We start from the raw sequence: 23,179 nt of genomic DNA, 5'->3' as shown, positions 1-23,179 counted from the left end.
GACAAAATGACGCCACCGATCTATACTGCGAATGACCAGCTTCTATCCGGCAACGAGGCCGCTATGCTCGCTCATACCAGTAAACGTCTCACCACGAGAATCACCGACCACGTGCAGGAAAAGCTGCAAGCGGCGGCGGACCTCGTGGGCGCCACCCTGAACCAGTTCGTCGTGCAAGCTGCACTCGAAAAGGCGGACAAGGTCATTGAAAGCGAGTCGACGATTGTCCTGACACGCCGTGAATCTTTAAGGCTGTTGGAACTGATCGAAAATCCGCCACCGCGCAACGAGAAGTTCATGCAAGCGCAAGCCCGCTATAAGAGGATAAAGAACGGTGCTGGTTCTACCGCTAAGTAACGAGCACGACAGGAAGGGATTTGATTGTGGAAATGCCGAACTCAACAGTTGGTTCGCTCAGGTAGCCAGGCAACACAAGGAAAAAGGTATTTCATCGACGTTTGTCGTCGTCGAGGAGGAAGCCAGCACTGAGGTGCAGGGCTTCTACGCTATCAGCTTGGCCGAGTTGGTGAATGCGGAATTGCCATCGCAGTATCGTAAGCGCTTGCCTACCAAGGTGCCCGCCTTCCGGCTTGGCCGATTGGCCACCGCTAAACTCCACGCAGGCAAAGGCATCGGAGAGTTCATGCTTTTCGATGCAATCGATCGCGTGACTCGCATCGCGACCGAAATTGGGGGGATCTGCCTCATAGTTAACGCAAAGCCGTCCGCTGTCGATTTCTATACCCGATATGGCTTTGAACGGATGGCTGACCATCCGCTCAATCTGTTCCTGCCGCTATAGCGGAAATACCACACGTCGGCGGCCATGGGCCGACGACGCGTGGGGCGGAGCTCGCTAAAACGCGACGTAAGGCGTTTGGGTGCCCCCGGTCAAGGACTGGTCGTAGCCGAAAAAGACAGTGCGTCCGTAGAAGAATGGCATGCCGACATCGGCGACGAAGCCAGCGTTAGACAGAGTCGTTCCCGAATCGGCAGCCAAGTCATTAAACGCGAAGTTACCGCTGTTGAAAAGCGTAGCCGCGTTCTGGATCGGCATCGTCACTGCCACCGACGCGCTTGCGCCCGAAGCGTTGGAAATCGAGACCGAGCGCGTGGTCGGGGACTGCGGGCAGTAGAAACCATTCGAACATTCCGCGAGCGTCGCGTCGGCGAAGAAGAAAGCGTTCGATCCGGAGTCAAAAAATGTCAATCCAGTAGTACCGTTGAAAGTGCCGTTGACGTCGCCTGCCGAGTCAGTCCCGAAGACCGTCACGCCGGACAGGCCGTTATTTGATTGCGTTCCGATACCGAACGTCAGCATGCCCGTCACCGAATTCGCGCCTCCCGAACTAATAGTCGGCATCGTGAGGATCACGCCGTTGTTATCGCTCGAGAACTTGACGACCGGAGTGGTCACTTGCTGAGAAAGCGCGATCATCGTGCCAGTGCAGTTGGTGCCCCCTGGGCAGGAATAATAGGGCGCAACAAACGGCGAAGTGGGCACCGATGTTACGCAGGTCGAACCGCAGTCATACGGCTTCACGCCGATACCGAGAATTCCATTCGCGCCCACTGCGGCCACTGTGTTCTCCGCGTTGCCGGCACTGGAACAGCCCGAGGGCACCGTCGACGCCGCCATATCACCGATGATCCCGATTGGGATGTTGCCCGCGGTCTTGCTCCCGATGGTCACGTCAGCGCTCCGCACCGATCCCCAGGTGTAGCCGTCAGCAAATACCGTACATTCGGCAATCTGGTTACCGCTGCTGTCGGTCTCGATCGAAAGACTGCTGAGCACCGCGGCAGCCGCCGTGTTTACGATGCGCAAACCGTACGACATCGTGTCCAGCTGGATGTTATTGATGGTCTGGCACGTCGACGTCCCAGGCTTGCAAACGGTCACGCTAACGGTCGGGATGTTGACCAACCCGGCCGTGCCGGTCTCAACGCTTACCGCGACCTGATTCGAAGCCGCCGTCGTGCCGCCCGAACTGCTGGAACTGTTGGAACCGCCGCCGCCGCAGCCAGCGACGATCAAGGCAATCAGCGCCGCGGCGAATGCACTCAAAGCGCGCACGAGTCTGCTGTTTGGTTGCAAGATCGTTCTCCTCGTGGCTACCCGATTATTGGATATCGTCGGCGCTCACGCCCGACGGCAGCTCGGTGGACAAATAGGCCTGTCCGGAGTAAGCGCCCATATGACCTAGTGAATGGACAACAAGCCCGGACTGCTCGACCGCGACGGGCCCGCGTCCTGGGCGCCGCGCACGCTGCGCTTCGACCGCGCTTTTGTACTGAGAGAAATAAGTGCCAAGCAGCGCTGACAAATTCGGCGCGAACGGCCCGCGCCACGCGATGCCGAATACCTTACCGTCAGCGTCGATGTACTCGCGCACCACAGTTCCCACTGGAAACGTCGTCTCCTGGACTCTATAGCTCGGCGACGCAATCGACGATCTCGTCGACGAAGCAGCTCGCTCGACGGGCGAAAGGGTCTTCGCGACCGCGCCCGACGGCGTTGTCATCGGGGCGCCCCCCAGCTCAGCACTAGCCGGCGTGCCAAAACCCAGCGCGCCGCACAAGGCGGCCGCTGCTGGCACTAGGGCTCGAATCAATCGAATCGACATGGGATGGGTTCCTCTCTTCGAAGTGTTACGCGCGCCTCGGCGCGCATCCTGCACGTCAAACGCCTCAAACGACCGCCAGTCTTCAGAACAACGCCTTTCAAAAATCTAACGCACACCACGGCGACTGGCTACTGCCATCTTGCAATGCGCAATATTCGCGCCCGACCCGATTTTGGAAAAATGCAGAAAAACGAAGACAGAAGCGCCGAAGGGCGGCCCCGCTTGCGCGGGCCGCCCTTCGGGGGGACAACGAGGTTCAGGTCAGGTGCGCCCGATTAGAATGCGATGAAAGCCGAAGACGAAACACCGATGCTGCCGTCGGCTGCCGAGTCGTAATTGACATACACGGTACGACCGTAAAAGAACGGCATGCCGAAATCGAACGCCGTCCCCGACAGGACACCACCGATGTTGTTGTAGGCATAACCACCGTCGTTGAACAAGTTCTGCGCGTTGCCAATGCTCAGCGCGACGGAGGCCGTCGTACCGTTGAAGCCGGTCACGGAAGGCGTACGCGACACTGTGGAGGCAGGGCAATAGAAATCGATACTCGGTAAGCACCGAGTCAGCGAATCGGCGTAGAACAAGCCGTTCGATCCGGTATCGAAAAACGCAGCATTCGTGCTCGTACCGCTCAACGATGCGGTTTGCATGTTGCCGTAATGGTCTGTCGTCATCTGCTTGATACCCGAACCCGGCAGCACATTATTCGCCTGGGTGCCGATGCCGAAGGTCAAGAAACCCGAAGCACTCGTCGACCCCGCTGCCGTCACAGCTGGCATGTTGAGGATCACACCGTTGTTGTCGGTGGCAAAGAGCCGCACAGGATTGGTCACCTGTTGCGCCTCCGGCACCACCATGTCGGTGCAAGTCGTCGTGCTGCCAACCGTCGTACACCCGTAATAGACGTCCACGGTCGTACTCGCACAATTGGAACCACAGTCGAACTTTGCTGTCCCGATGCCGAGTATCCCGTGCGAGGCAATCGCGGACGAAGTGTCGTTTAGCGTACCGCTTGCACACCTGTTGCTGGTGCCACCGGCAGCCGATTGCGGCAGGTCGCCGAGCACGTGAATGGGCACGCTCAAGGCAGTTTCACCACTAATCGTCAGATCGGCCGTGCGCACCGTTCCCCAGGTGTTCCCGTCGGCGAAGCCCGCGCACTCGGCTACCGCTTTCCCGCTCACCGTCTCGGCCGACAGAGCGCTCAACATCGTGCTATTTAGCGCATCCTTCGCAAGTCGCAAGCCGTACGACATCGTGTCGACCTGGACGTTGTCGATCGTCTGGCACGTAGTGGTGCTGGGCGCGCAAACCCTCACGCTGACCATCGGTATGTTCGCCGCATTGCTTATCGTGTTTGCCGCTACGACGACAGCGACCTGGTTGCTCGCCAGCGTCGCTGGCGTACTCGACACCGGTGCGCCGGCTGCGAGTGTGGTCGTGCCGGTGCTGCTCGTGCTACCCGTAGTCGTGCTGCTGGTGCTACTGGTGCTGCTCGTCGTGCTCGTCGGCGTTCCGCTGGACCCGCCTCCGCCGCCGCAACCCGCGACGAGCGCAACGGCTGCCGCCAAACCGAACGCGCCGAGCGCTCGGGCCAATTTGCTTTGAATACGCAACATGGTTCTCCTCGCTCTCGTTCGTTATTGGATGTCGGCGGCACTCACGCCGGCCGGCAGCGATTGCGGCAGATAAGCCTGCCCGGAGAAGCCGCCCATGTGTCCGCCCGAATGCACGACGAGGCCAGGCAAGTCCAGAGCAATCGGACCGCGGCCCGGATGCGCCGCGCGCAACGCGACACGCGCACTATCGAACTGGGTGAAGTAGGTGCCAAGAAGAACCGGCAGATTCGGCATGATCGGCCCATTCCAGGCGATGCCGAACACCGTCCCGGCCGTCGAGACATATTCGCGCACGATCGTGCCGGCGGCGAACGTCGTCTGTGTCACCGTGTATGACGCGGCGACGACCGCGCCCGATGCGGCATGGACGACAGGAGCCAGCGAACTCGAGACAGCCCCCGCCGGCGGCGGCGTGGGCGTGCCGCCGAGCGCGGCCAAAGCGGGCGCGGCCACGCCCCATACCCCGCACGTCAGCGCCGCGCAAACCGCGGCGCGCATGGTTCGATTCAACATCGGAAAAACCCTCTTTTGGTTGATTTCTTATTGCGCACTTCGGCGCTTGATGCCGGCATCACCTTTGAACAACCATCGGCGCACAAACGGTCGCGCCGAGCGCGCGGGGCGTGAGCCAGCGCTACCCCGCTACACGCATGCCGAGGGCGGCGCCGCACAACGCGGGGCCGCACCTCGTAACCTGAAATAAAGGAATTGCGTCAGAAACCCAGACTGGCGAGCAGATCGTCGACGTCGGATTGATCCTGCACGACGTCGGTCTTCTCCTCCGGATTGATCTGCGGGCCGTTGAGCAGATGCTCGGGACTGCCCGTGGAGCCGGGCTCGGCAGCCAGCGCCGCCGCCGTTTGCGCGAACTGCTCGCGCCGCTCCGGCGCGATGTTCTCGACCAGCACGCCGAGCAACTGCTGCTCGATCAGATAGACGACATCCATGATCTTCTTGATCACCTGACCCGTCAGATCCTGGAAATCCTGCGCCATCATGATCTCGAGCAATTGCGCGTTGGTCGCGCTCGTCGAGTCCGGCACACGCGAGAGAAACGTACGCGTATCCGTCATCAGCGCACGCACCTCGTCACGCTCGATTGGAGCTGCGAACCACTGCGCCCAGCGTGCATCGAGCGTCGCTGCATCGGCCTGCAGTTGTTCCTGCATCGGCTTGGCGATATCGATCGCCGTCAGCACCCGCTCGGCCGCCTGCTCCGTCATCGCCGCGACATACTTGAGCCGGTCGCGCGCGTCGGGCACCGCCTCGGCCGCCTCCTCGACGTGCTTGTCGAGACCGAGCTCGCGCATCGAATCGCGCAACGTGCGCGTGAGCTGTCCGATCCGGGCCAGGATGCGGTCCGCATTGATTTCGGTGCCGGCTTCGGCACCCGCGCTCGCGGCAGCGCCCATATTGGTCGACTGGTCCACTCGATCACCCCGTCTTTTGCATCTTCTCGAGGATCTTCGTGAGCTTTTCGTCGAGCGTTGCAGCGGTAAACGGCTTCACCACGTAGCCGCTCGCGCCGGCTTGCGCCGCCGCGATGATGTTTTCCTTTTTCGACTCCGCCGTCACCATCAGCACCGGCAGGTGCGAAAGCGCGGGATCCTTACGGATTTCCTGGAGCATGGCCAGGCCGTCGAGGTTCGGCATGTTCCAGTCGGAAATCACGAAGTCGTAGCCGCCGCCGCGCAAACGCGAGAGCCCGGCGGCACCGTCTTCGGCTTCGTCGACATTCGCATAGCCGAGCTCTTTCAACAGGTTGCGGACGATCCGGCGCATCGTCGGAAAGTCGTCCACCACCAGAATTTTCATGCTTTTATCCATCTCGATCCCTTTATCCCAATTTCGCGGCGAAGACGCTGCGCTAAGCCCCGGCTACACGCGCCCGACACGATCGCCCAGGCGCGCCATCACGCGTCGGCTCATCTCCGACAAGGGCGCGACTTCATCGGCCGCACCCAGCGCAATCGCCTCGCGCGGCATCCCGAAGACGATACAGCTCGCCTCATCCTGTGCGAGAGTGTATGCGCCCGCATTTCTCATGTCTAACAAACCCGCCGCACCGTCACGCCCCATGCCAGTCAAGATCACGCCCACGGCGTTCTTGCCCGCGTGCTGGGCCGCCGAGCGGAACAGCACATCGACCGACGGCCGATGCCGATTGACGGGCGGATCGTCCGACAGGTGCGCGATGTAGTTGGCCCCACTGCGCGCCAGCAACAGATGTGCATGCCCGGGCGCGATATAGGCATGGCCCGGAAGCACACGCTCGCCGTGCTCAGCCTCTTTAACGGTAATTCGGCACAAACCATTTAGGCGTTGCGCGAACGATTTTGTGAAACCGGGCGGCATATGCTGCGCGATCATCACGGCCGGCGAATCGGGCGGCAGCGGCACGAGCAGCTCGCGAATCGCCTCGGTGCCGCCCGTGGAGGCGCCGACGATGATCAGTTTCTCGCTACTGATGAGCGGGTTGTTGAGCATCGGCGCATGGCTCGCCGCCGGCGCCGCGGCGACAACATGCGCGGGCTGGGCCTGCGTTGCGCGCACGCGGGCGCGCGAAGCCGCGCGGATTTTGTCGGCGAGTTTCTCCGCATATTCGAGCATGCCGTCGCGAATGCCGACCTTCGGCTTCGTGACGAAATCCACGGCCCCGAGTTCGAGGGCGCGCAGCGTGATCTCCGAGCCGCGCTCCGTCAGCGACGACACCATGACGACCGGCATCGGCCGCAACCGCATGAGCTTTTCGAGGAAATCGAGCCCGTCCATGCGAGGCATTTCCACATCGAGCGTCAAGACGTCCGGATTGTGTTGCTTGATGAGCTCGCGCGCGACGAGCGGATCGGGTGCCGTCGCACAGACCGCCATATCGGGCTGGCTGTTGATGATCTCCGTCATCAGACTGCGGATCAGCGCCGAATCGTCGACACACAATACTTTGATTTTCTGCACAGCGATCATGCCTCCTTCACGGTCTTGGCGCTGTCGTTCATGCTGATGCCTGCACCAAAAAGCTCTGTGCGCGCGGCAGGCCTCGCACCGAAAAGCTCGATGCGAGGCTTGCCTGCGCCCGCCGCGGCAGGCGATGTGAACAATTCGGCATGTTCCTTCGCTCGCGCACGCGCATGACGCGCCGCACGCGCTTCCGCGACCTGCCTGGCCAACGCCTGCTCTTGCTCGGCGACATTCGGCTCTTGCTGCAGGCGCAATTTCTTGACCATCGCCTGACCCGTGGCCGGCATGAACGCGACCTTGCGCGGATGCTGCCCCTGCAGGTCCTCGGCCACGATCCGGATGTTCTCGAGCCCCAGATAGCGGCGCACGAACTCGGCGTTGCGATCTCCGATGTTGATCGTCGTCATCCCGGCCAGCACGGCCGCGCCTCCGAACACCTTGGCCTCGAAGCGCTCGCGCCGTCCGCCCATCTTGATCAATTCGTTGATAAGAACTTCCATCGCGAACGCGCCGTAGCGCATGGAGTCCGACGCCGCGGCGGCCGGGTTATCGCCATCGTCGGGCAACATGAAGTGATTCATGCCGCCGATGCCGAGCGTGCGGTCGTGAATGCAGGCCGCCACGCACGAGCCGAGCACAGTGACGAGCACCATGTCTTCGCCGGTCGTATAGAACTCGTTCGGCAGCAGCTTCACACCGCGCCGCCCGAAGTGGTTGTCGAAATACAGATTGGTTGCGATGGGCAGTCCGCTCATGCTTCAGCCTCCTCGCCTGTGCGCGCGGTGGTGCGAGCAGGCGCGCGGGGACGGGTGCCGGATGCCACGTCGCGCGTGAGCTCATAGACCGTCTGGCCGCGCAGCCGGAACGACTGCGTCACGTAGGTGAAGTTCTCCGAATGCCCCGCGAACAGCAATCCGCCCGGCTTCATGAGCGGATCGAAACGCGAAAGCACCTGCGATTGCGTCGGCTTGTCGAAGTAGATCATCACGTTGCGGCAAAAGATCGCGTCGAACTGCGTACGCAAGCCGTAATCCGCATCCGTGAGATTGAGCTGCTGAAAGCGGATCATCGCGCGCAACTCCGGGCGCACCTTGACGAGCCCCGCGTGCGGCCCGGTACCCTTCAGAAAAAAGCGCTTCAGGCGCTCCTGCGAGAGCGGCTTGACCTGCTCGAGCGAATAGATGCCGGCCTCGCCCTTCGCGAGGACTTGCGTATCGAGATCGGTGGCGAGAATCGTCGCCTGGCGCGCGGCCGAATCGCCGAGCGCCTCCACGAGCGTCATGGCGATCGAGTACGGCTCCTCGCCCGTCGAGGCGGCAGAACACCAGATCGACACCGGTTGCTGGCGGCGCTTCACGAACTCGGCCAGGATCGGGAAGTGATGCGATTCACGAAAAAATGCCGTCAGATTCGTCGTCAACGCATTCGTGAACGCTTCCCACTCGGCCGGATCGTTTTCCGACTCGAGCAACTCGAGATATTGACGAAACGTCTCGATGTTGCGGGCTCGCAAGCGCCGCGCGAGCCGGCTGTACGCCATGTCGCGCTTGTGATCGGACAACGAAATGCCCGCGCGCCGGTGGATCAGCTCGCGAATGCGTGCGAAATCCGCCGACGTGAATTCGAAATCGCGATCGGCGAACGCGGTACGCTCGGCCGGACCTGTGCCGGCTGGCTCGGCCCGCTCGGGCCGTTGGGGTGCGCGCGCTGTCATGATGTTGCTCGGTTACCTGCACTACCCGTCGCGCGTTGCCGCGCGACGGTGTTAGAACGTTTCCCAGTCGTCGTCCGACTTGCCCGACGCAGCCGTCACGGCCGGCGCCGGCTTGACGAGCGGCGCAGGTTTGATGGCCGGCGCCGCGCTTGCCTTCGGTGCAACGTTTGCCTTCGTCGCCGCGGCAACGGCCGGTGCGGCGGCGCGCTTCTCGCCCGTTGCGGCGGTCCGGCTCGGCGCGGCAGCTTCATGTGCCACCGGCGCAGCAGCGCGAACGGCCTTCGGAGTCGACGCGGCGGGGGCCTTGGCGACCGGCTTCGTGATCGATCGATCCATCGACCGGGCCACCGGCGCGCTGGCCGGTTTGCTGGCCGGTTTGCTGGCCGGTTTGCTCGCCGCAACGGCCGCCGGCTTCGCCGCGGCAACCGACACATGAGAGCCCTGGACCTGCCAACGCCCAACCACCGTCTTCAGTTGCCGCGTCTGCTCTTCGAGCGATGCGGCCGCGGCCGCGGCCTCTTCGACGAGCGCCGCGTTTTGCTGCGTCACATCGTCCATCTGAGCCAGCGCGCGGTTGACGCCTTCGATACCGGTCGATTGCTCTTCCGACGCGGCACTGATTTCACCCATGATGTCGGTCACGCGGCGCACCGCCTGCACGATCTCGTCCATCGTCGTGCCGGCACGGCCCACCAGTTCAGAGCCGCTCGCCACCTTGTCGGCCGAATCGCCGATCAACGCCTTGATTTCCTTGGCTGCGGCCGCGCTGCGCTGCGCGAGGCTGCGCACTTCGCCCGCCACCACGGCGAAGCCGCGTCCCTGCTCGCCGGCACGGGCTGCTTCCACCGCAGCGTTCAGCGCGAGGATGTTGGTCTGGAATGCGATGCCTTCGATGACACCGATGATGTCGACGACCTTGTTCGAGCTCGTCGCGATGTCTTGCATCGTCGTCACGACCTCGCTCACGACTTCGCCGCCGCGCATCGCGATATCCGACGCATTGACCGCGAGCTGGCTCGCCTGGCGCGCGTTCTCGGTGTTCTGGCGCACGGTGCCCGTCAACTGCTCCATGCTGGACGCCGTTTGCTGCAGCGACGACGCCTGCTCTTCCGTGCGCTGCGACAGATCGGTATTGCCCATCGCGATTTCGCGCGCACCGACATCGATCGATTCGGTGCCGCCGTGAATCGCCTTGACCATCGTCACCATGCTGTCCTGCATCTGCCGCACGCCATCGAAGAGCCGGCCGATTTCGTTTCTCCCCTTCGCTTCGATCGTGCACGTGAGGTCGCCGTCGGCAATACGGCCGAAGTGCGAGATGGCATCGTCGATCGGCTGGACGATCAGACCGCGCAGCACGAAGCGGATGACCACCATCAGCACGACGGAGAGCACGAGCGCCCCGACGATCAGCGCGTTCATCATCGAAATATTCGACGCCGACTGCACGCGCTGCTCTTCGGCGCGATCCCGCAACGCTTTCAGCATGCGATCGGCCGCATCGCCGAACGCGACGAACATCGGGCTGATCTTCGTGTCGGCGAGCGCGTGGTAGCCCGCCATGTCGCCCGCGCGAACGGCCGCGAATTCGGGCTCGACACCGTCATGCAACAGCGTCGCGTAGCGTGCGGCGATCTCGGTGACGAGTGCGGCATCGACGCCTTGCTTCGGCTCGCTCTGGAAGGCCTGCCAGGCTTCGTTCGCCTTGTTGAGCAGGACCTGCGAACGATCGAGCACCTTCTTCGCCTCGTCGAGATTGTTCGACTCGGTCAGCGCGCGATAGCGATCGAGCGAAATGCGCGTGCGTAGCAAGTACGAGCCCGTGTCGTCGAGCGCGTGAATCGCCGGTAAATCATCGCCCGCGAGCGTATCCACGACCCGGCCGGCGCTCGACAGCGCCGTGAGCCCCAGCGCGCCGACCGCCAGCGTCAGCGCGACGAACACGGCCCCCATGGCCGTGAGCGTGGTGCGAATCGACCAGTTCTGCAGCATCTTTCAAATCTCCGTTCTGGACCGCGCGCAGCACGACGCGCCGGCATCGCACGCCGGCGTCCGCATCGCACCGCTCGTCCGAATTACTGCCCCGAGAAAGACTCGATCAGCGCCATTTCCTTGCTGACCATCAACTTCTCGATGTCCATCAAGATCAGCATCCGGCCGTCGACGGTGCCGAGGCCCGTCAGATACTCGGCCGTCAGCGTCGCGCCGAATTCGGGCGCGGGCATGATCTGATCGGGCGTGAGCGTCAACACGTCGGACACGCCGTCCACCACCATGCCGACGACGCGATGCGCGACGTTCAGGATGATGACGACGGTCTGGTGGTCGTACTCCACGCGGCCGAGATGAAACTTGATGCGCATGTCGACGATCGGCACGATGATGCCGCGCAGATTGACCACGCCCTTGATGAACTCGGGCGCATTCGCGATGCGCGTCACGCTGTCGTAGCCGCGGATTTCCTGCACCTTGAGGATGTCGATGCCGTACTCTTCCGCGCCGAGCGTGAAGACCAGGAACTCCTGGCCGGCCGCATCGGCTTGCTGCGCATCGCGGCGCCCGCCTGCGACGAGCGCAGTGTTCGAATGAGTGGTTTGGCCTTCTGCCACGTTAGCCCCCAAACGGTTGGGTATTACGAAAAGTTCAGAGCACCGTGCGAGGCACGGGACTCACGGTTCAGTGCTGCCACGTCGACGATCAGTGCGACGCTGCCGTCGCCGAGAATCGTTGCCGCCGAGATCCCGCGCACTTTGCGGTAATTGGTCTCGAGATTCTTCACGACCACCTGCTGCTGGCCGACGAGCTCGTCGATCAACATCGCAAAGCGGCGGCCTTCTGTCTGCATGATCGTGACGATGCCCTGCGTCGGTTCGGTACGCGCGCCTTCCACGGAGAACACTTCGTGCAGCGCGACGAGCGGCAAATATTCGCCGCGCACGCGCACGACACGCTCGCCGTTGGCGACCGTGTAAATGTCCTCGGCTCTCGGTTGCAGCGACTCCATGACGAAGTTCAGCGGCAGGATGAAGATTTCGCTGCCGACCTTCACGGACATCCCGTCGAGAATCGCCAGCGTCAGCGGCAGGACGATGCGCGTGGTCGTGCCCTTGCCCGCATGCGAGGTGATCTCGACATGGCCGCCCATCGCCTGAATGTTGCGTTTGACGACGTCCATGCCGACGCCGCGGCCCGATACGTCGGTCACCTGTTCCGCCGTCGAAAAGCCCGGCATGAAGATCAGGTTCCAGACCTCTTCGTCGGTCATCGATTCGCTGACCTGCATGCCCTGCTTCATCGCCTTGGCGAGAATCTTGTCGCGACGCAATCCCGCGCCGTCGTCGCTCACCTCGATGACGATGTTGCCGCCGTGGTGCGCCGCCGAGAGAATCAGTTGGCCCGTGCCGTCCTTGCCCGCCGCGCGCCGCGCTTCGACGGTTTCGATGCCGTGATCGAGGCTGTTGCGCACGAGGTGCGTCAGCGGATCGATGATGCGTTCGATGAGGCTCTTGTCGAGCTCGGTGGCTTGGCCGAACGTGACGAGCTCGACTTCCTTGCCGAGCTTCGCCGCCAGGTCGCGCACGAGACGCGGGAAGCGCGAGAAAACGTAGTCCATCGGCATCATGCGGATCGACATCACGGCCTCTTGCAGATCGCGCGCGTTGCGCTCGAGCTGCGCCATGCCGTTGAAGAGCCGGTCGTGCAGCGCCGGATCGAACGTGCTCGTCGTCTCCGCCAACATCGCCTGCGTGATGACCAACTCGCCGACGAGATTGATCAACTGATCGACCTTCTCCACGCCGACGCGGATCGAACTGCCCTCGCCCGCTGCCGCGGCGGCGGCCGGACGCGCTTTCTTTTCTTCCGCGGCGTTCGATGCCGCGGCATTCGACGCGGCGGCGGCCGGTGCCGGCACATTCGCGGTCGGAGTCGGCGATTCGTCCTTCGGTTCCGCTTTCGGCTCGCCCGCGGGCTGCGCCGCAGCGGCGGGCGCAGACACCGCGGGCGCGCTCGCCCGCGGAACCTGCACTGCGACGTCCGCCGGCGCGGGAGTACTGGCTTGCGTACCCTCGTCCGGCGCCGTCCCACGCGCGATCGTGATCTGGCTTTCGTCGATGACGAAGCAGCACACGGCCGTGATGTCATCGGACGGCACATCCGTTTGAAGATAGACAACGAGATCGTTGTCCGTCTTCACCCGCCCGACGATGTTGCCCAGGTTACCCAACTCTTCGGTCAGCAGCCCCTGGTCCTTCTCCCCCACCCCCCGTAGCGTAATTTTCAGGTGAGGTCCTGCATCGGTTGCGGCGTCCGCGGTACCGGCCGCGCCGCCATGCGTCGCTTCGACGGCTTGCGAGACGACATGCTCGGGGGCACCGTCCGCATTCGCGTTCACGTTGGCGCTCGCTTCGACGACCGGGGTTGCCGCCGGCTCGGCGGCAGCAGCAGGCGCCGCCTCGGACGGTGCTGGCGCATCGCCGCCTTTCAAGCGCTCGAGCTTCGCGCAGATCGTTGCCGCGGCCGCCGCGTCGGGCTCCTCGCTGGCGCGGTAGGCCGCAAGCTGATCGGCTAGCACGTCCTTCGTCTCGAGGAACGTATCGATCATGTCCTTGCGCAACGTCAATTCATTGTTGCGTGCGCGATCGAGCAGCGATTCGAGAATGTGCGTCGTTTCGGTGAGCGCGGTGAACCCGAACGTCGCCGCGCCGCCTTTGATCGAATGGGCCGCGCGGAAGATAGCCGCCAGATCCTCTGGGTCCGGCGTGCCGACGTCGAGGTTCAAAAGCAGCTGCTCCATCTGTGCGAGCAGCTCGTCGGCCTCGTCGAAGAACGTCTGATAAAACTGTGTGATGTCGAGTGTCATGCTGAGTCACCGCAAAGAATCTGTGCCTGCTTGCCCGCGAGCTACGCCTATATCCGTTCGTGCCCTATCCGCCGCTCGCGTCACGCGTGCAGCGCCGCGATCAAGTCGGTCAGCGTGTCGAGATCGAGCGGCTTGGCAATCCAACCCGTCGCACCCGCCGCCCGCGCCGCATCCTTGAACGCATCGCCATCCTCCGTCGTCAACACGAAGATCGGCGTCGCCTCGTAGCTCGGTTCCAGACGCAGCGCCGCGATGACGTCGAGACCGCTGCGCTTGGGCATGTACTGATCCGTCAAGACGAGATCGAACGGCTGCGCGAGCGCGCTCGCGAGTCCTTCGTCGCCATCGGACGCGACCGTGACGCGATAGCCCGCCGCCCGCAGCGTCGCGGCGAGAATTTCGCGCATCGCGGCCGAATCGTCGATCGCCAGAATGTCCTTGATCATGAATGCCTCATTGCCCTTCGTCACCGCGCCGAACCGCATCGGCGAATCGTGCGCCTGCCGCGTTCATTGCTTGCTGCCCGAGCCGGCCGCCGGCGCAATGGCCGGCCCCGGCGCAATTTTGTCCGCGAGCGGGTTCGCGCCCGCGGCGTCGTTCGACAACGTCGTCGATGTCGAATCGTCACGCGTCATCGCCTCCTCCGATTTCCGGTTGAGCACGATGATGCTGATGCGGCGATTCTCCGGATTCAACGGATCGGCCTTGTCGAGGTTTTGCGTCGAAGCAAGGCCGAGCACGCGCAACACCTTGCCCTCGTCCATGCCGCCCGCGATCAGCTCGCGGCGCGATGCGTTCGCGCGGTCCGCCGACAACTCCCAGTTGCTATAGCCCGTGCCGTTGCCCGCGTACGGCACCGCGTCGGTATGTCCCTGCACGACGATCCGATTGGGCACGTCGTTCAGCGTCTTGCCGATCGCACGCAGGATGTCGCGCATGTACGGCTCGACGTCATCGCTCGCCGTCGCGAACATCGGCCGCTTTTGCGTATCGACGATCTCGATGCGCAAGCCCTGCAGCGTCGAATCGATACGGATCTGCTGTCGGAACTGCCGCAGCACCGGGTTCGCCTCGATGGCCGCCATCAGCTTGACCTGCAGGTCGTGCAAGCGGGCCTGCTCGCGTCGCTCCAGCGCGCCGGATAGCGCATCGAGCGCGTCCTCGGCGGCCTTGGCCGTGTGCGCGCCCTTCTGGCTGGCGCCGTCGGTCTGCCGCGTGACGCCCGCCATATCCGTCGAAATATCGCGGCCGCCGCCCTTCAGGATGCTCGAAGCGTCGGCACTGCGATCGCCGCCGAACAGCGCCGCCTTCAGCGGCTGGCTGAAATACTCGGCAATGCCCTTCAATTGGACGGGCGTCACCGCGCTCAGCAGCCACATCAGCAGGAAGAAAGCCATCATCGCGGTCATGAAGTCCGCATAGGCGAGCTTCCACGCGCCGCCGTGGTGCCCCTTCTTTGCGGGCGCCACGCGCTTGACGACGATTGCCTTGTCCTTCGGCTTGCTCATTGCGTCATCCTCGCTTCATCCGGCCCGTTCACTTCGCCTTCACGCGGCGCACGTGTTCCTCGAGTTCCGTGAACGACGGACGCTCGGTCGAGAACAACACCTTGCGGCCGAATTCGACGGCAATCGCCGGTGCGTAGCCGTTCAGGCTCGCGAGAATCGTGACCTTGATGCACTGGAACATCTTGGTGGACTCGGCCACGCGCTGTTCGGCGAGGCTCGAAAGCGGACCGATCAGTCCGTACGAAAGCAAAATACCGAGGAACGTGCCCACGAGGGCCTTCGCGATCATCGCGCCGAGCACCGCGGGCGGCTGGTCGGCCGAGGCCATCGTATGAACGACGCCCATCACGGCCGCGACGATGCCGAAAGCCGGCATCGCATCGCCGACACGCATGAGCGCGTGCGCGGGACCTTCGCCCTCGGCATGGTGCGTCTCGATCTCCTCGTCCATGAGGCTTTCGATCTCGAAGGCGTTCATGTTGCCGCCGACCATGAGCCGCAGATAGTCCGTCAGGAATTCGACGATGTGCTTGTCGGCGAGAATCCGCGGGTATTGGGTAAAGATCGGGCTTTTTTCCGGATCGTCGATATCGGCCTCGAGCGTCAGCGTCCCTTCCTTACGTGCCTTTGCAAGCAAAACGTAAAGCAGGGCCATCAGCTCCATGTAGACCTCTTTCGTATACTTCGAGCCTTTGAAGAGCGTCGGCAAAAGCCGGAAAGTCGCCTTGATCGTCTTCAGTCCGTTGCCCAGGATGAACGCGCCCAAGCCCGCGCCGGCGATCATCAGGATCTCGACAGGCTGCACGAGCGCGCCCAGATGGCCGCCCGCCAACGCGTAGCCGCCGAAAACGGACAGCACGGTCACGAGTGTTCCAACGAAAATCAGCACTGCCGGGTCCTCATAGTGGTCGGCGGACAGACCGCCGTTAGTCAGGTTTACGGCAGCCAAATCGAAACTTTGAGGACGAGAGCAAACGGTTACGTGTCGTGCAAACCCGCAGAGGGAGGGTTGCCGCCCCGTTTGCGCCGGTGGCAGGGCACGAACAGGCGTTTGAGAGGCGTTCGGCAGGCGTTTCAGGCTTTCAAGCAGCGAGCTCTGCAAAGCCCCGTCACTGGCCCGCTCGGCCGCCTTTCGGGTTTTGCCGGCGCGCGAGGGCGGCTGGCACAGCCCACAGACGAAACCTTGGTGCGGGTCGTGCGCGTGGGCGACGAAATGTCCGCTGCAACGTACGCAGGCCGTCATCTGAAGCATGCCCGAGTCGAAAAACCGCACGAGCGTCCAGGCCCGGGTGAGGCTCAGAAGCGGCTCGTCTCCGTGCAGCGACACATGTTCGAGGTACAGCCGGTAGCTTTTGACGAGCGATTGGATCGTCTCGCAGTTGCCGTGCGCGGTTATGAAACGGTAAGTGTTGAAGAACAGCGACGAATGGACGTTCGGCTGCCAGGTCATGAACCAGTCCGTCGAGAACGGCAACATCCCCTTGGGCGGCGAAACGCCTTTCAGCTCCTTATAGAGCTTGATCAGCCGGTCGCGCGACAAGCTCGTCTCCGCTTCCAGCAACTGCAACCGCGCGCCCAGTTCGATCAGCTCGATGGCCAGCGTGATTTCCTTGACTTCGAGCACGACGCTCTTGATCGCCATATCGGCTAGCCGATCGTCTCGGCCGGCTGGCCCGCCATCAGGATCGCCGCATGGGTATGGCCGAGTTCTCCCGCGCGGCCTTTGTCCGCCAGTGTCGAAAGCAGTGCATGGTCGTCGAAGCGAAAGCGGCAGAGCAGTTGGTTCGACGCTGCAAGCTTGATGGTTTGGGCGAATGAAAGATTCGCGAGGACATCGGCAAGCTGGGCCGTGATGCCCATGCGGAACATTCCCGTCGCCCGATCCTCGCGAAGCAGACGTTGGGCAAGCAACAGATACGACAGGTTGATTTCCTTGATCTCGCTGAGCATTTCGCTAGTGGCGCTCATCATTTCCCCCGAGTCGTTCAAATGGTCATTTCGTGCGGAAACGTTTGCCCGGCGACGCGCAATCCGCCCGGCATGCACAGGTCGTTCTGGTCTTTGGGCGAATTGTGTCGAAATGTAAAAGCAGTGGAAATCGGAAGAAGCGCGGCTACTGCTGTCGGAAATGTCTATTAAGCGTGTCGGAATTCTTCCTACAGCAGCACGCAGCGACGGCGTTGTGGGGGCTTGCTGCGAAGGTCGGAGGAAAGATGCCTGGCCGAAAACCGCGGCGGAAATGGGCGGATGCGTTTATCGCCTATGGCGCAGGGATTATAGGAAGAATAGCTATCGAGCCGCAACAAATGCCGGTATCGAAACGAAAATGCGCTGACTTTACCGAATCTTTACCGAATCCGCATTTTGACCGAGCGCCTTGCTGTATCGGGCTGTAACAAGGCTTAAAGGTTTGAAAATACGCTAATAAGGGGCGCGCCGTCTCCCGATAATGGCAACCAAGGCACTCATGCGGCGCGGCAACACTGTCGCGCCGACTTTTTGACGAAGGAGGTTGACGCATGCGTATCGCCCAAATCGCGCCGCTTTACGAGGCCGTCCCGCCGAAGTTCTATGGTGGTACCGAGCGCGTCGTGTCGTATCTGACGGAAGCCCTCGTCGAACTCGGCCATGATGTGACGTTGTTCGCAAGCGGTGACTCGGTCACGTCCGCCACGCTCGAAGCGGCTTGGCCACGGGCGCTGCGGCTCGACCCGTCGATCCGCGATCCGTTTGCGCCGCATGTGTTGCTGCTCGAGCAGGTGCGCCGCGCGGCGGCCGATTTCGACGTGCTGCATTTTCACCTCGACTATCTGCCGTTCTCGCTCTTCGCGGATGCCGAAACGCCGTCCGTCACGACGTTGCACGGGCGACTCGACCTGCCCGAGTTGCAACCGGTCTTCAATACGTTCACCGATTCGCCCGTCATTTCGATTTCGGAGTCGCAGCGCATTCCACTGCCGCAGGCGCGGTGGCTCGGCAACGTCTATCACGGCCTGCCCGAAAAGCTGTTGATGCCCCAGCCCCATTGCGAACCCGAGTATCTGGCCTTCCTCGGACGGATCTGCCCGGAAAAGCGCGTCGATACCGCTATCCGGATTGCCGCCATGAGCGGCCTGCCGCTGAAGATCGCGGCCAAAGTCGACAAGGCCGACCAGGACTATTTCAAGAGCGAGATCGAACCGCTGCTGAGCCACGCGAACGTGGAATTCATCGGCGAGATCGATGAAGCGCGCAAGCCCGAGTTCCTGTCGCGCGCGAAGGCGCTGCTGTTCCCGATCGATTGGTGCGAGCCGTTCGGCCTCGTGATGATCGAAGCGATGGCGTGCGGCACGCCCGTCATCGCATTCAATCGCGGCTCGGTGCCCGAAGTCATCGACCATGCAGTCACGGGCTATATCGTCGAAGACGTGCAAGGCGCAGTCGCGGCGCTGCAGCGACTCGACGAGCTGTCGCGCGAGGAAATCCGCGCTCAGTTCGAAAGACGCTTCACCGCTCAGGCAATGGCGCGGGAATATGTCGAGCGCTATACGACATTGATCGAGCAGCGCTCGCGTCGTCCGGTACTACGCAGCGTAGTGGCGGGATAAACGGCGGACGATGGTAAAGGCAGGCATCGGGCGAATGCGCGCAGCTGCACAGCGAATTCGAAATCCCCGGGGTCTGCCATCGATGCGCTCTTGTAAGAACCTGTAATGGAGGTTCTGACCGAGCATTGCGGCTACCCGGTGGGATTTCGGCGCACCGGGTATTTTTATCGTCTGGAACAGCGCATTCAACGCATGTCGCGTGAATCGGACGCACACCGCATAAACGCCGAATGGCGTTGCAGTGCGCCCGCCATAACGACGGCGTTTCGAACGGGTTATTGATCGATAACGAAGCGGTCGCGATTTTTGCCGGCGATCCATTTTGGCGGTTTGCCACGGCCGCTCCAGGTCGCGCCCGACTTCGGGTCGCGGTACTTCGGCGGCAAAGGCGTCTTCTTCGGCGGACGGCCGCGGCGCGCACCTTGCGGGAAGCCGAGGTCGGTCGCCGATAACCCGAACTCCGCAATCTTTTGCCGAATGTCTGCGACTACAGTGGCGAGTTCAGCGCGCCTCGCCTCGTCCGCCTGTGCCTGCAGCTTCGCAATCTGCGCCTTCAGTTCCGCGTATTGGGACATCGTGGTCTCCCTTAAAAATTCATTTGTTCCGAGGTTAGACGGAAGTCACTGAGCTGGCAATGCTCCATTCACCTGGGTATACCATGCAATCGTATGATATTTGTTAAATCCGGTTACACCGTCGGGAAACCCACATTGGAGATCAAATAGTCGCGCATAGCGCACGTCAAACAGTCAATTCACCACCAATCGGAAAAAGTTTGCACAATTGGCGTGCGACGCCTGCTTCGAAGTTGTTGCCGATACGCGGCACGTGCGGAAGGCGGGCCATGAGAGCGGGGTTTGCATTATTCATCATGAACGGGTAACCGGCTGTCTCCAGCAAATCGATGTCATTCATGTTATCGCCGAATGCGACGCACGCTGACGCCTGTGCGCCGAGACGCTCGAGCGCATGCAGCAGCCCGCGACCTTTCGAAACGGAAGGCGCCATGACTTCGAGGCAATCCGGCAGGGAATACGTCACATATAGCGACGCACCGAATTCATGCTCGAGGGTGGCCGCCACCGCTGCGAGATCGCGGGGCTCGCCGATATAGAGCACTTTGGCGATATCGCTGCCGTCATGTTGACCGACATCGATGATTTCATACCGGAAGCCGGAATCCTGATGTAAAGCGAGCAAATGGGGGGCATCGCGGTCGATCAGCCATGCCTCGTCGGCGAACAGATTGACGATGACGCGGCCGTGCGTACCCGCGATATCGGGCCGCACGAGCCTGCGCACGATATCGCCGGGAAGATTCTCGGCATGAATGACAGTATCGTCCGGTGCATGTACGCGCGCGCCGTTCGACGTCACGAGAAACGGTTTGATGCCGAGCACCTCGCGAATACCCGCGACGTCGCAATAATGCCGCCCCGTGGCAATGACGAAATGCACGCCGCTCTCGGATAACCGACGCACCGTGGCGATCGTAAACGGATCGAGCTGATGCTCGCTATTGAGCAATGTGCCGTCGAGATCGGTGGCGATGACTTGGTACATGATGGGATGAGAGCGGCAGAGCCAACGGCCGTCATTCTAGCGCTGCTCGGCCTGTCGTGCGGCGCGCTGCGCAAGCTGCACCGCGCCATGCGCGGAATCGGCGGCCGGCGGTGCGAGCCGTGTGCGGTGCGCTGCCGGTACATAGTCGGCCAGCGAAGCGCCGAGGCCGCCGCAGAGCGCGACGGGCAAACGCCCGCCGGCATCGAGTGCGTCAATGAGCTGCGCGATGTCGGCACCGCCCTGCCGCAGCAATGCCGCTGCAACGGGATGCGATCGATGTGCAAGGACCGTGGGCGCGAGCGCCGCATAAGCGGGTTGCGTCGCCTCGCAACACCAGACGACGAGGCTCGCCCGGTCCGTGGCTCCCGTTCGTGCGAGCAATTCCTCGGAAAACGCATCGGGCACGACGCGGCCGTCGAGTGCCCGCTGAGCATGGGCAATCGCGCGCAAGCCAAGCCAGGCGCCGCTCGCTTCATCGCCCGACGGGAAACCGTAACCTCCCGCAGTCCGGCAATGGCCGTACTCGTCGAGCGCAGCCGCGATGCTGCCCGTGCCCAGCGCCACGATGACGCCCGGCGAGCCGCCATGCGCGCCCAGCAGTGTCGTGTAGGCGTCGCTTTGCACCGCCAGCGCCGCCAACTCCGGCGCCTTCGCCACGAACGCGGCGAGCCATTCGGTGTTGTTGGCCCCGGCGAGCCCGCAACCGAGCGCGCACTCGCGCCAGTCGAGCGTGAGCGCGACACTAGCGAAGGCTTGCGCCACGGCGGCCTCGATGGCCTGCCAAGCCGCTTCGATGCCCCGCCCGAGACCCGACGCCGCGCCCGCGCTCTGTGCGAGCTCGACGCCCTGCGCATCGGTCACCACGACGCGCGTGCCCGTACCGCCGCCATCGATGCCGATGCAATACCGTGCTGTTTTCGATCGATCCGTCATATTTGCCTTTTGCTCAGTCGCGCGTAACGATTCGTTCGAAAGGGTATCCGCAACCGAGCGCTACGCCAATTGGCCGGATGGTCGAGTGTTCAATGGTCGGGGAGCCGTTCACGATTGTCGTCGTTCCGCTATGCTTCGTACGCGAACGAAAGCGTGGGCGTCGTGCGTCATCTTCGGGGGCAAGAAATCAATGGATCAGCGCTGCAATTGGGTCAGAACGCCGGCAGACGAGCACTATCACGACACCGAATGGGGCGTGCCGTCACGCGACGATCGCCATCTCTTCGAAATGCTCGTGCTGGAGGGCGCGCAAGCCGGACTCTCGTGGTCGACGATTCTCAACAAGCGTGAGGGATATCGTCGCGCGTTCGCCGATTTCGATGTGCAAGCCGTCGCGCGCTTCACGCCTCAACAGATCGAAGCGTTGCTGACGGATACCGGCATCGTGCGCAATCGCGCCAAGATCGAAGCCGCCGTGATGAATGCGCAAGCCGTGCTGAAGATCCGCGAAGAGCATGGCTCGCTCGCGGAGTTCGTCTGGTCGTTCGTGAACGGCGAACCCGTGCAGAACGACTGGGCCACCTATAAAGAACACGCGCCGGCCTCGACTCCCGCGTCCGATGCGCTGAGCCGTGCCTTGAAGGGCTACGGATGCAAATTCGTCGGTTCGACCATCTGCTACGCGTTCATGCAGGCGGTCGGCATGGTCAACGATCATCAATCGAACTGCGCGTGGCGCGAGCGATGCGCCGCGCTTGCCAAGCCCAAGCGCGCAAAGGCACGGCAAGCATGACGCGGTTCGCACGTCCGCAGGTCCGAACCCTCGGCCTGTTCAGGCCGATTACAAGCTTGCGCTGACCCTGGGAATATCCCGAATTGGCTCCAGTTCAAGCCGATGCGGCCGTTATCCGTATTGAACAGACTCACGCACTGCCTGGACCAAGCGGGCCCTCGAACGATGAAAAACCTGCATTTCCTGACGCATCAGGACCTTTTCGATCGCGCCGTCGATCATCTTTTCGATCAAGGCCATGCCGCATTGTTACCGCGTGGCGGCGGCGCTTACCGCGGCTATCGCGGCGGCTGCCCCGTCGGCAGTCTGATCGCGCCGCGCGATTACCTGACGGCGATGGAGGGGGTGCCCGTCCGGTATATCGGCTTTGCGCCGAACCGGGTGCCGGCCTATATGGACGCCGGCGTCGCGGCACTCAAGCGCGCGCTGCTGCGCTCACGCATCAACGTCTTCGATCCCGGCACCGTCAACCTGCTGAGCTGTCTGCAAAACGTTCACGATGCGTTCGGCACATGGGAATGGCGCGAACGGCTCGAATCGATTGCCCGCGAATACGGGTTATCGACCGCGCGACTCGAAAAGTACGCCGCTTGAGAAAGGCGGCGCGGCGCCCACAGCAACGCCGCGAAGGCGGCTCCTGAACACCAAACGCAAACGGCGGCGTGCTTTGAAAGCACCGCCGCCGTTCGGCGCGACCTGTCCGGCCGTGCCCTACGCGTCAAGCTCCTGCCCACTCCAACTCGCTGCACGCCCTGGCGGCAGCGAGGCCCGGTCTGACCCCGGTACTCAGTGGAGCTTCTTCGGCAACATCTGGCTGCGCAGGCGCTTGTGCAAGCGCTTCACTGCGGCAGCCTTCTTGCGCTTGCGAACTGCCGTCGGCTTTTCGTAGCACTGGCGCTCGCGCAGCTCGGCAATCAGGCCATTCTTTTCGATCGCGCGACGGAAGCGGCGGATCGCTACTTCGAACGGCTCGTTTTCCTTCAGAACAATGGTGGTCATGTCACTTCCAAGGT

26 protein-coding genes and 1 pseudogene are annotated in these 23,179 nt (G+C 62.7%); 6 read left to right on the top strand and 21 right to left on the bottom strand.

The annotated features are described in order from the left end of the window. Positions 1–63 precede the first annotated feature (63 nt). The gene (locus GWC77_RS05875; RefSeq protein ID WP_173255942.1) at positions 64–357 is read left to right on the top strand and encodes a DUF1778 domain-containing protein; all 294 of its coding nucleotides are present in this window, start codon (positions 64–66) and stop codon (positions 355–357) included. Next, entirely contained in the window at positions 335–802 is a 468-nt protein-coding gene (locus GWC77_RS05870; RefSeq protein WP_173255941.1) for a GNAT family N-acetyltransferase, read from the top strand. The genes GWC77_RS05875 and GWC77_RS05870 overlap by 23 nt, the downstream gene beginning before the upstream one ends. 54 nt (positions 803–856) lie before the next feature. Here the strand turns inward: GWC77_RS05870 and GWC77_RS05865 are convergent, their stop codons facing one another. The 3 genes from GWC77_RS05865 to GWC77_RS05855 form a co-directional block, all read right to left on the bottom strand. Beyond that, positions 857–2,098, bottom strand: a complete 1,242-nt coding sequence (locus GWC77_RS05865) for a DUF3443 domain-containing protein (protein ID WP_217283184.1) — start codon at positions 2,096–2,098, stop codon at positions 857–859. Positions 2,099–2,123: 25 nt separating this feature from the next. Then, positions 2,124–2,600, bottom strand: a complete 477-nt coding sequence (locus GWC77_RS05860) for a DUF2844 domain-containing protein (RefSeq protein WP_367949005.1) — start codon at positions 2,598–2,600, stop codon at positions 2,124–2,126. A gap of 302 nt (positions 2,601–2,902) precedes the next feature. Beyond that, a complete protein-coding gene (locus GWC77_RS05855) occupies positions 2,903–3,964 on the bottom strand; it encodes a DUF3443 family protein (RefSeq protein ID WP_367949004.1) in 1,062 nt (353 codons plus the stop codon). On the opposite strand from GWC77_RS05855, the gene GWC77_RS30250 reads away from it, so the two are divergent. Beyond that, the gene (locus GWC77_RS30250; RefSeq protein ID WP_367949007.1) at positions 3,888–4,238 is read left to right on the top strand and encodes a hypothetical protein; all 351 of its coding nucleotides are present in this window, start codon (positions 3,888–3,890) and stop codon (positions 4,236–4,238) included. The two genes, GWC77_RS05855 and GWC77_RS30250, sit on opposite strands and share 77 nt — an antisense overlap. Before the next feature lie 32 nt (positions 4,239–4,270). Here the strand turns inward: GWC77_RS30250 and GWC77_RS05850 are convergent, their stop codons facing one another. From GWC77_RS05850 to flhD, 14 genes and pseudogenes are all read right to left on the bottom strand, one after another. Further along, positions 4,271–4,762, bottom strand: coding sequence for a DUF2844 domain-containing protein (locus GWC77_RS05850; protein WP_173255937.1), 492 nt, complete (start codon positions 4,760–4,762; stop codon positions 4,271–4,273). 200 nt (positions 4,763–4,962) lie between these two features. Next, positions 4,963–5,661, bottom strand: a complete 699-nt coding sequence (gene cheZ, locus GWC77_RS05845) for a protein phosphatase CheZ (RefSeq protein ID WP_173256023.1) — start codon at positions 5,659–5,661, stop codon at positions 4,963–4,965. Between the two features lie 22 nt (positions 5,662–5,683). Next, a complete protein-coding gene (gene cheY / locus GWC77_RS05840; RefSeq protein WP_173255935.1) occupies positions 5,684–6,076 on the bottom strand; it encodes a chemotaxis response regulator CheY in 393 nt (130 codons plus the stop codon). A 51-nt stretch (positions 6,077–6,127) separates the two neighbouring features. Then, entirely contained in the window at positions 6,128–7,213 is a 1,086-nt protein-coding gene (locus GWC77_RS05835) for a chemotaxis response regulator protein-glutamate methylesterase (protein WP_217283183.1), read from the bottom strand. Next, on the bottom strand, positions 7,210–7,962 hold the full coding sequence (gene cheD, locus GWC77_RS05830; RefSeq protein WP_173255932.1) for a chemoreceptor glutamine deamidase CheD: 753 nt from the start codon (positions 7,960–7,962) through the stop codon (positions 7,210–7,212). Before cheD ends, GWC77_RS05835 begins: the two co-directional genes overlap by 4 nt. Then, positions 7,959–8,924, bottom strand: coding sequence for a CheR family methyltransferase (locus GWC77_RS05825; RefSeq protein WP_173256022.1), 966 nt, complete (start codon positions 8,922–8,924; stop codon positions 7,959–7,961). Before GWC77_RS05825 ends, cheD begins: the two co-directional genes overlap by 4 nt. Positions 8,925–8,972: 48 nt before the next feature. Then, positions 8,973–10,913 carry a methyl-accepting chemotaxis protein gene (locus tag GWC77_RS05820; protein WP_173255930.1) on the bottom strand — a complete coding sequence of 647 codons (1,941 nt, stop codon included), beginning with the start codon at positions 10,911–10,913 and terminating at the stop codon, positions 8,973–8,975. A gap of 83 nt (positions 10,914–10,996) precedes the next feature. Further along, positions 10,997–11,530: a chemotaxis protein CheW gene (locus GWC77_RS05815; RefSeq protein WP_173255928.1), complete on the bottom strand. Its 534-nt coding sequence runs from the start codon at positions 11,528–11,530 to the stop codon at positions 10,997–10,999. A 23-nt stretch (positions 11,531–11,553) separates the two neighbouring features. Next, complete coding sequence (cheA, locus tag GWC77_RS05810) at positions 11,554–13,782, bottom strand: chemotaxis protein CheA (protein WP_173255926.1); 2,229 nt, start codon at positions 13,780–13,782, stop codon at positions 11,554–11,556. 80 nt (positions 13,783–13,862) lie between these two features. Then, the gene (locus GWC77_RS05805; RefSeq protein WP_173256021.1) at positions 13,863–14,228 is read right to left on the bottom strand and encodes a response regulator; all 366 of its coding nucleotides are present in this window, start codon (positions 14,226–14,228) and stop codon (positions 13,863–13,865) included. Between the two features lie 63 nt (positions 14,229–14,291). Then, positions 14,292–15,290: a flagellar motor protein MotB gene (gene motB / locus GWC77_RS05800; protein WP_173255924.1), complete on the bottom strand. Its 999-nt coding sequence runs from the start codon at positions 15,288–15,290 to the stop codon at positions 14,292–14,294. A 28-nt stretch (positions 15,291–15,318) separates the two neighbouring features. Then, on the bottom strand, positions 15,319–16,179 hold the full coding sequence (gene motA, locus GWC77_RS29525; RefSeq protein WP_173256020.1) for a flagellar motor stator protein MotA: 861 nt from the start codon (positions 16,177–16,179) through the stop codon (positions 15,319–15,321). Positions 16,180–16,428: 249 nt separating this feature from the next. Continuing rightward, positions 16,429–16,932 (bottom strand): annotated as a pseudogene (gene flhC / locus GWC77_RS29520) (flagellar transcriptional regulator FlhC); the annotation flags it as partial. Between the two features lie 5 nt (positions 16,933–16,937). After that, positions 16,938–17,258 (bottom strand): flagellar transcriptional regulator FlhD, encoded by a 321-nt coding sequence (gene flhD / locus GWC77_RS29515; protein WP_254366837.1) that lies wholly within the window; start codon positions 17,256–17,258, stop codon positions 16,938–16,940. Between the two features lie 551 nt (positions 17,259–17,809). Here flhD and GWC77_RS05780 point away from each other — a divergent pair. Next, entirely contained in the window at positions 17,810–18,877 is a 1,068-nt protein-coding gene (locus tag GWC77_RS05780) for a glycosyltransferase family 4 protein (protein WP_173255922.1), read from the top strand. Positions 18,878–19,152: 275 nt separating this feature from the next. Here the strand turns inward: GWC77_RS05780 and GWC77_RS05775 are convergent, their stop codons facing one another. The 3 genes from GWC77_RS05775 to GWC77_RS05765 form a co-directional block, all read right to left on the bottom strand. Beyond that, positions 19,153–19,452: an H-NS histone family protein gene (locus GWC77_RS05775; RefSeq protein ID WP_173255920.1), complete on the bottom strand. Its 300-nt coding sequence runs from the start codon at positions 19,450–19,452 to the stop codon at positions 19,153–19,155. Between the two features lie 166 nt (positions 19,453–19,618). Continuing rightward, positions 19,619–20,440, bottom strand: a complete 822-nt coding sequence (locus GWC77_RS05770) for a Cof-type HAD-IIB family hydrolase (protein ID WP_173255918.1) — start codon at positions 20,438–20,440, stop codon at positions 19,619–19,621. A 36-nt stretch (positions 20,441–20,476) separates the two neighbouring features. Next, positions 20,477–21,373, bottom strand: a complete 897-nt coding sequence (locus tag GWC77_RS05765) for a BadF/BadG/BcrA/BcrD ATPase family protein (RefSeq protein WP_173255916.1) — start codon at positions 21,371–21,373, stop codon at positions 20,477–20,479. 190 nt (positions 21,374–21,563) lie between these two features. Here GWC77_RS05765 and GWC77_RS05760 point away from each other — a divergent pair, with 190 nt between their 5' ends. Both GWC77_RS05760 and GWC77_RS05755 read left to right on the top strand, forming a co-directional pair. Next, a complete protein-coding gene (locus GWC77_RS05760; protein WP_173255914.1) occupies positions 21,564–22,166 on the top strand; it encodes a DNA-3-methyladenine glycosylase I in 603 nt (200 codons plus the stop codon). Between the two features lie 165 nt (positions 22,167–22,331). Next, positions 22,332–22,760, top strand: coding sequence for a hypothetical protein (locus GWC77_RS05755; protein ID WP_173255913.1), 429 nt, complete (start codon positions 22,332–22,334; stop codon positions 22,758–22,760). Between the two features lie 192 nt (positions 22,761–22,952). On the opposite strand, the gene rpsU is transcribed toward GWC77_RS05755, so the two are convergent. Further along, positions 22,953–23,165, bottom strand: coding sequence for a 30S ribosomal protein S21 (gene rpsU, locus GWC77_RS05750; RefSeq protein WP_173256018.1), 213 nt, complete (start codon positions 23,163–23,165; stop codon positions 22,953–22,955). Between the last annotated feature and the right edge of the window lie 14 nt (positions 23,166–23,179).

The sequence above is a fragment of the Paraburkholderia sp. NMBU_R16 genome, from assembly GCF_013282575.1.
Classification (GTDB): Bacteria; Pseudomonadota; Gammaproteobacteria; order Burkholderiales; family Burkholderiaceae; genus Trinickia.
The sequence above is the reverse complement of the archived record's forward strand: the minus strand, read 5'-3'. Positions and strand labels throughout refer to the sequence as shown.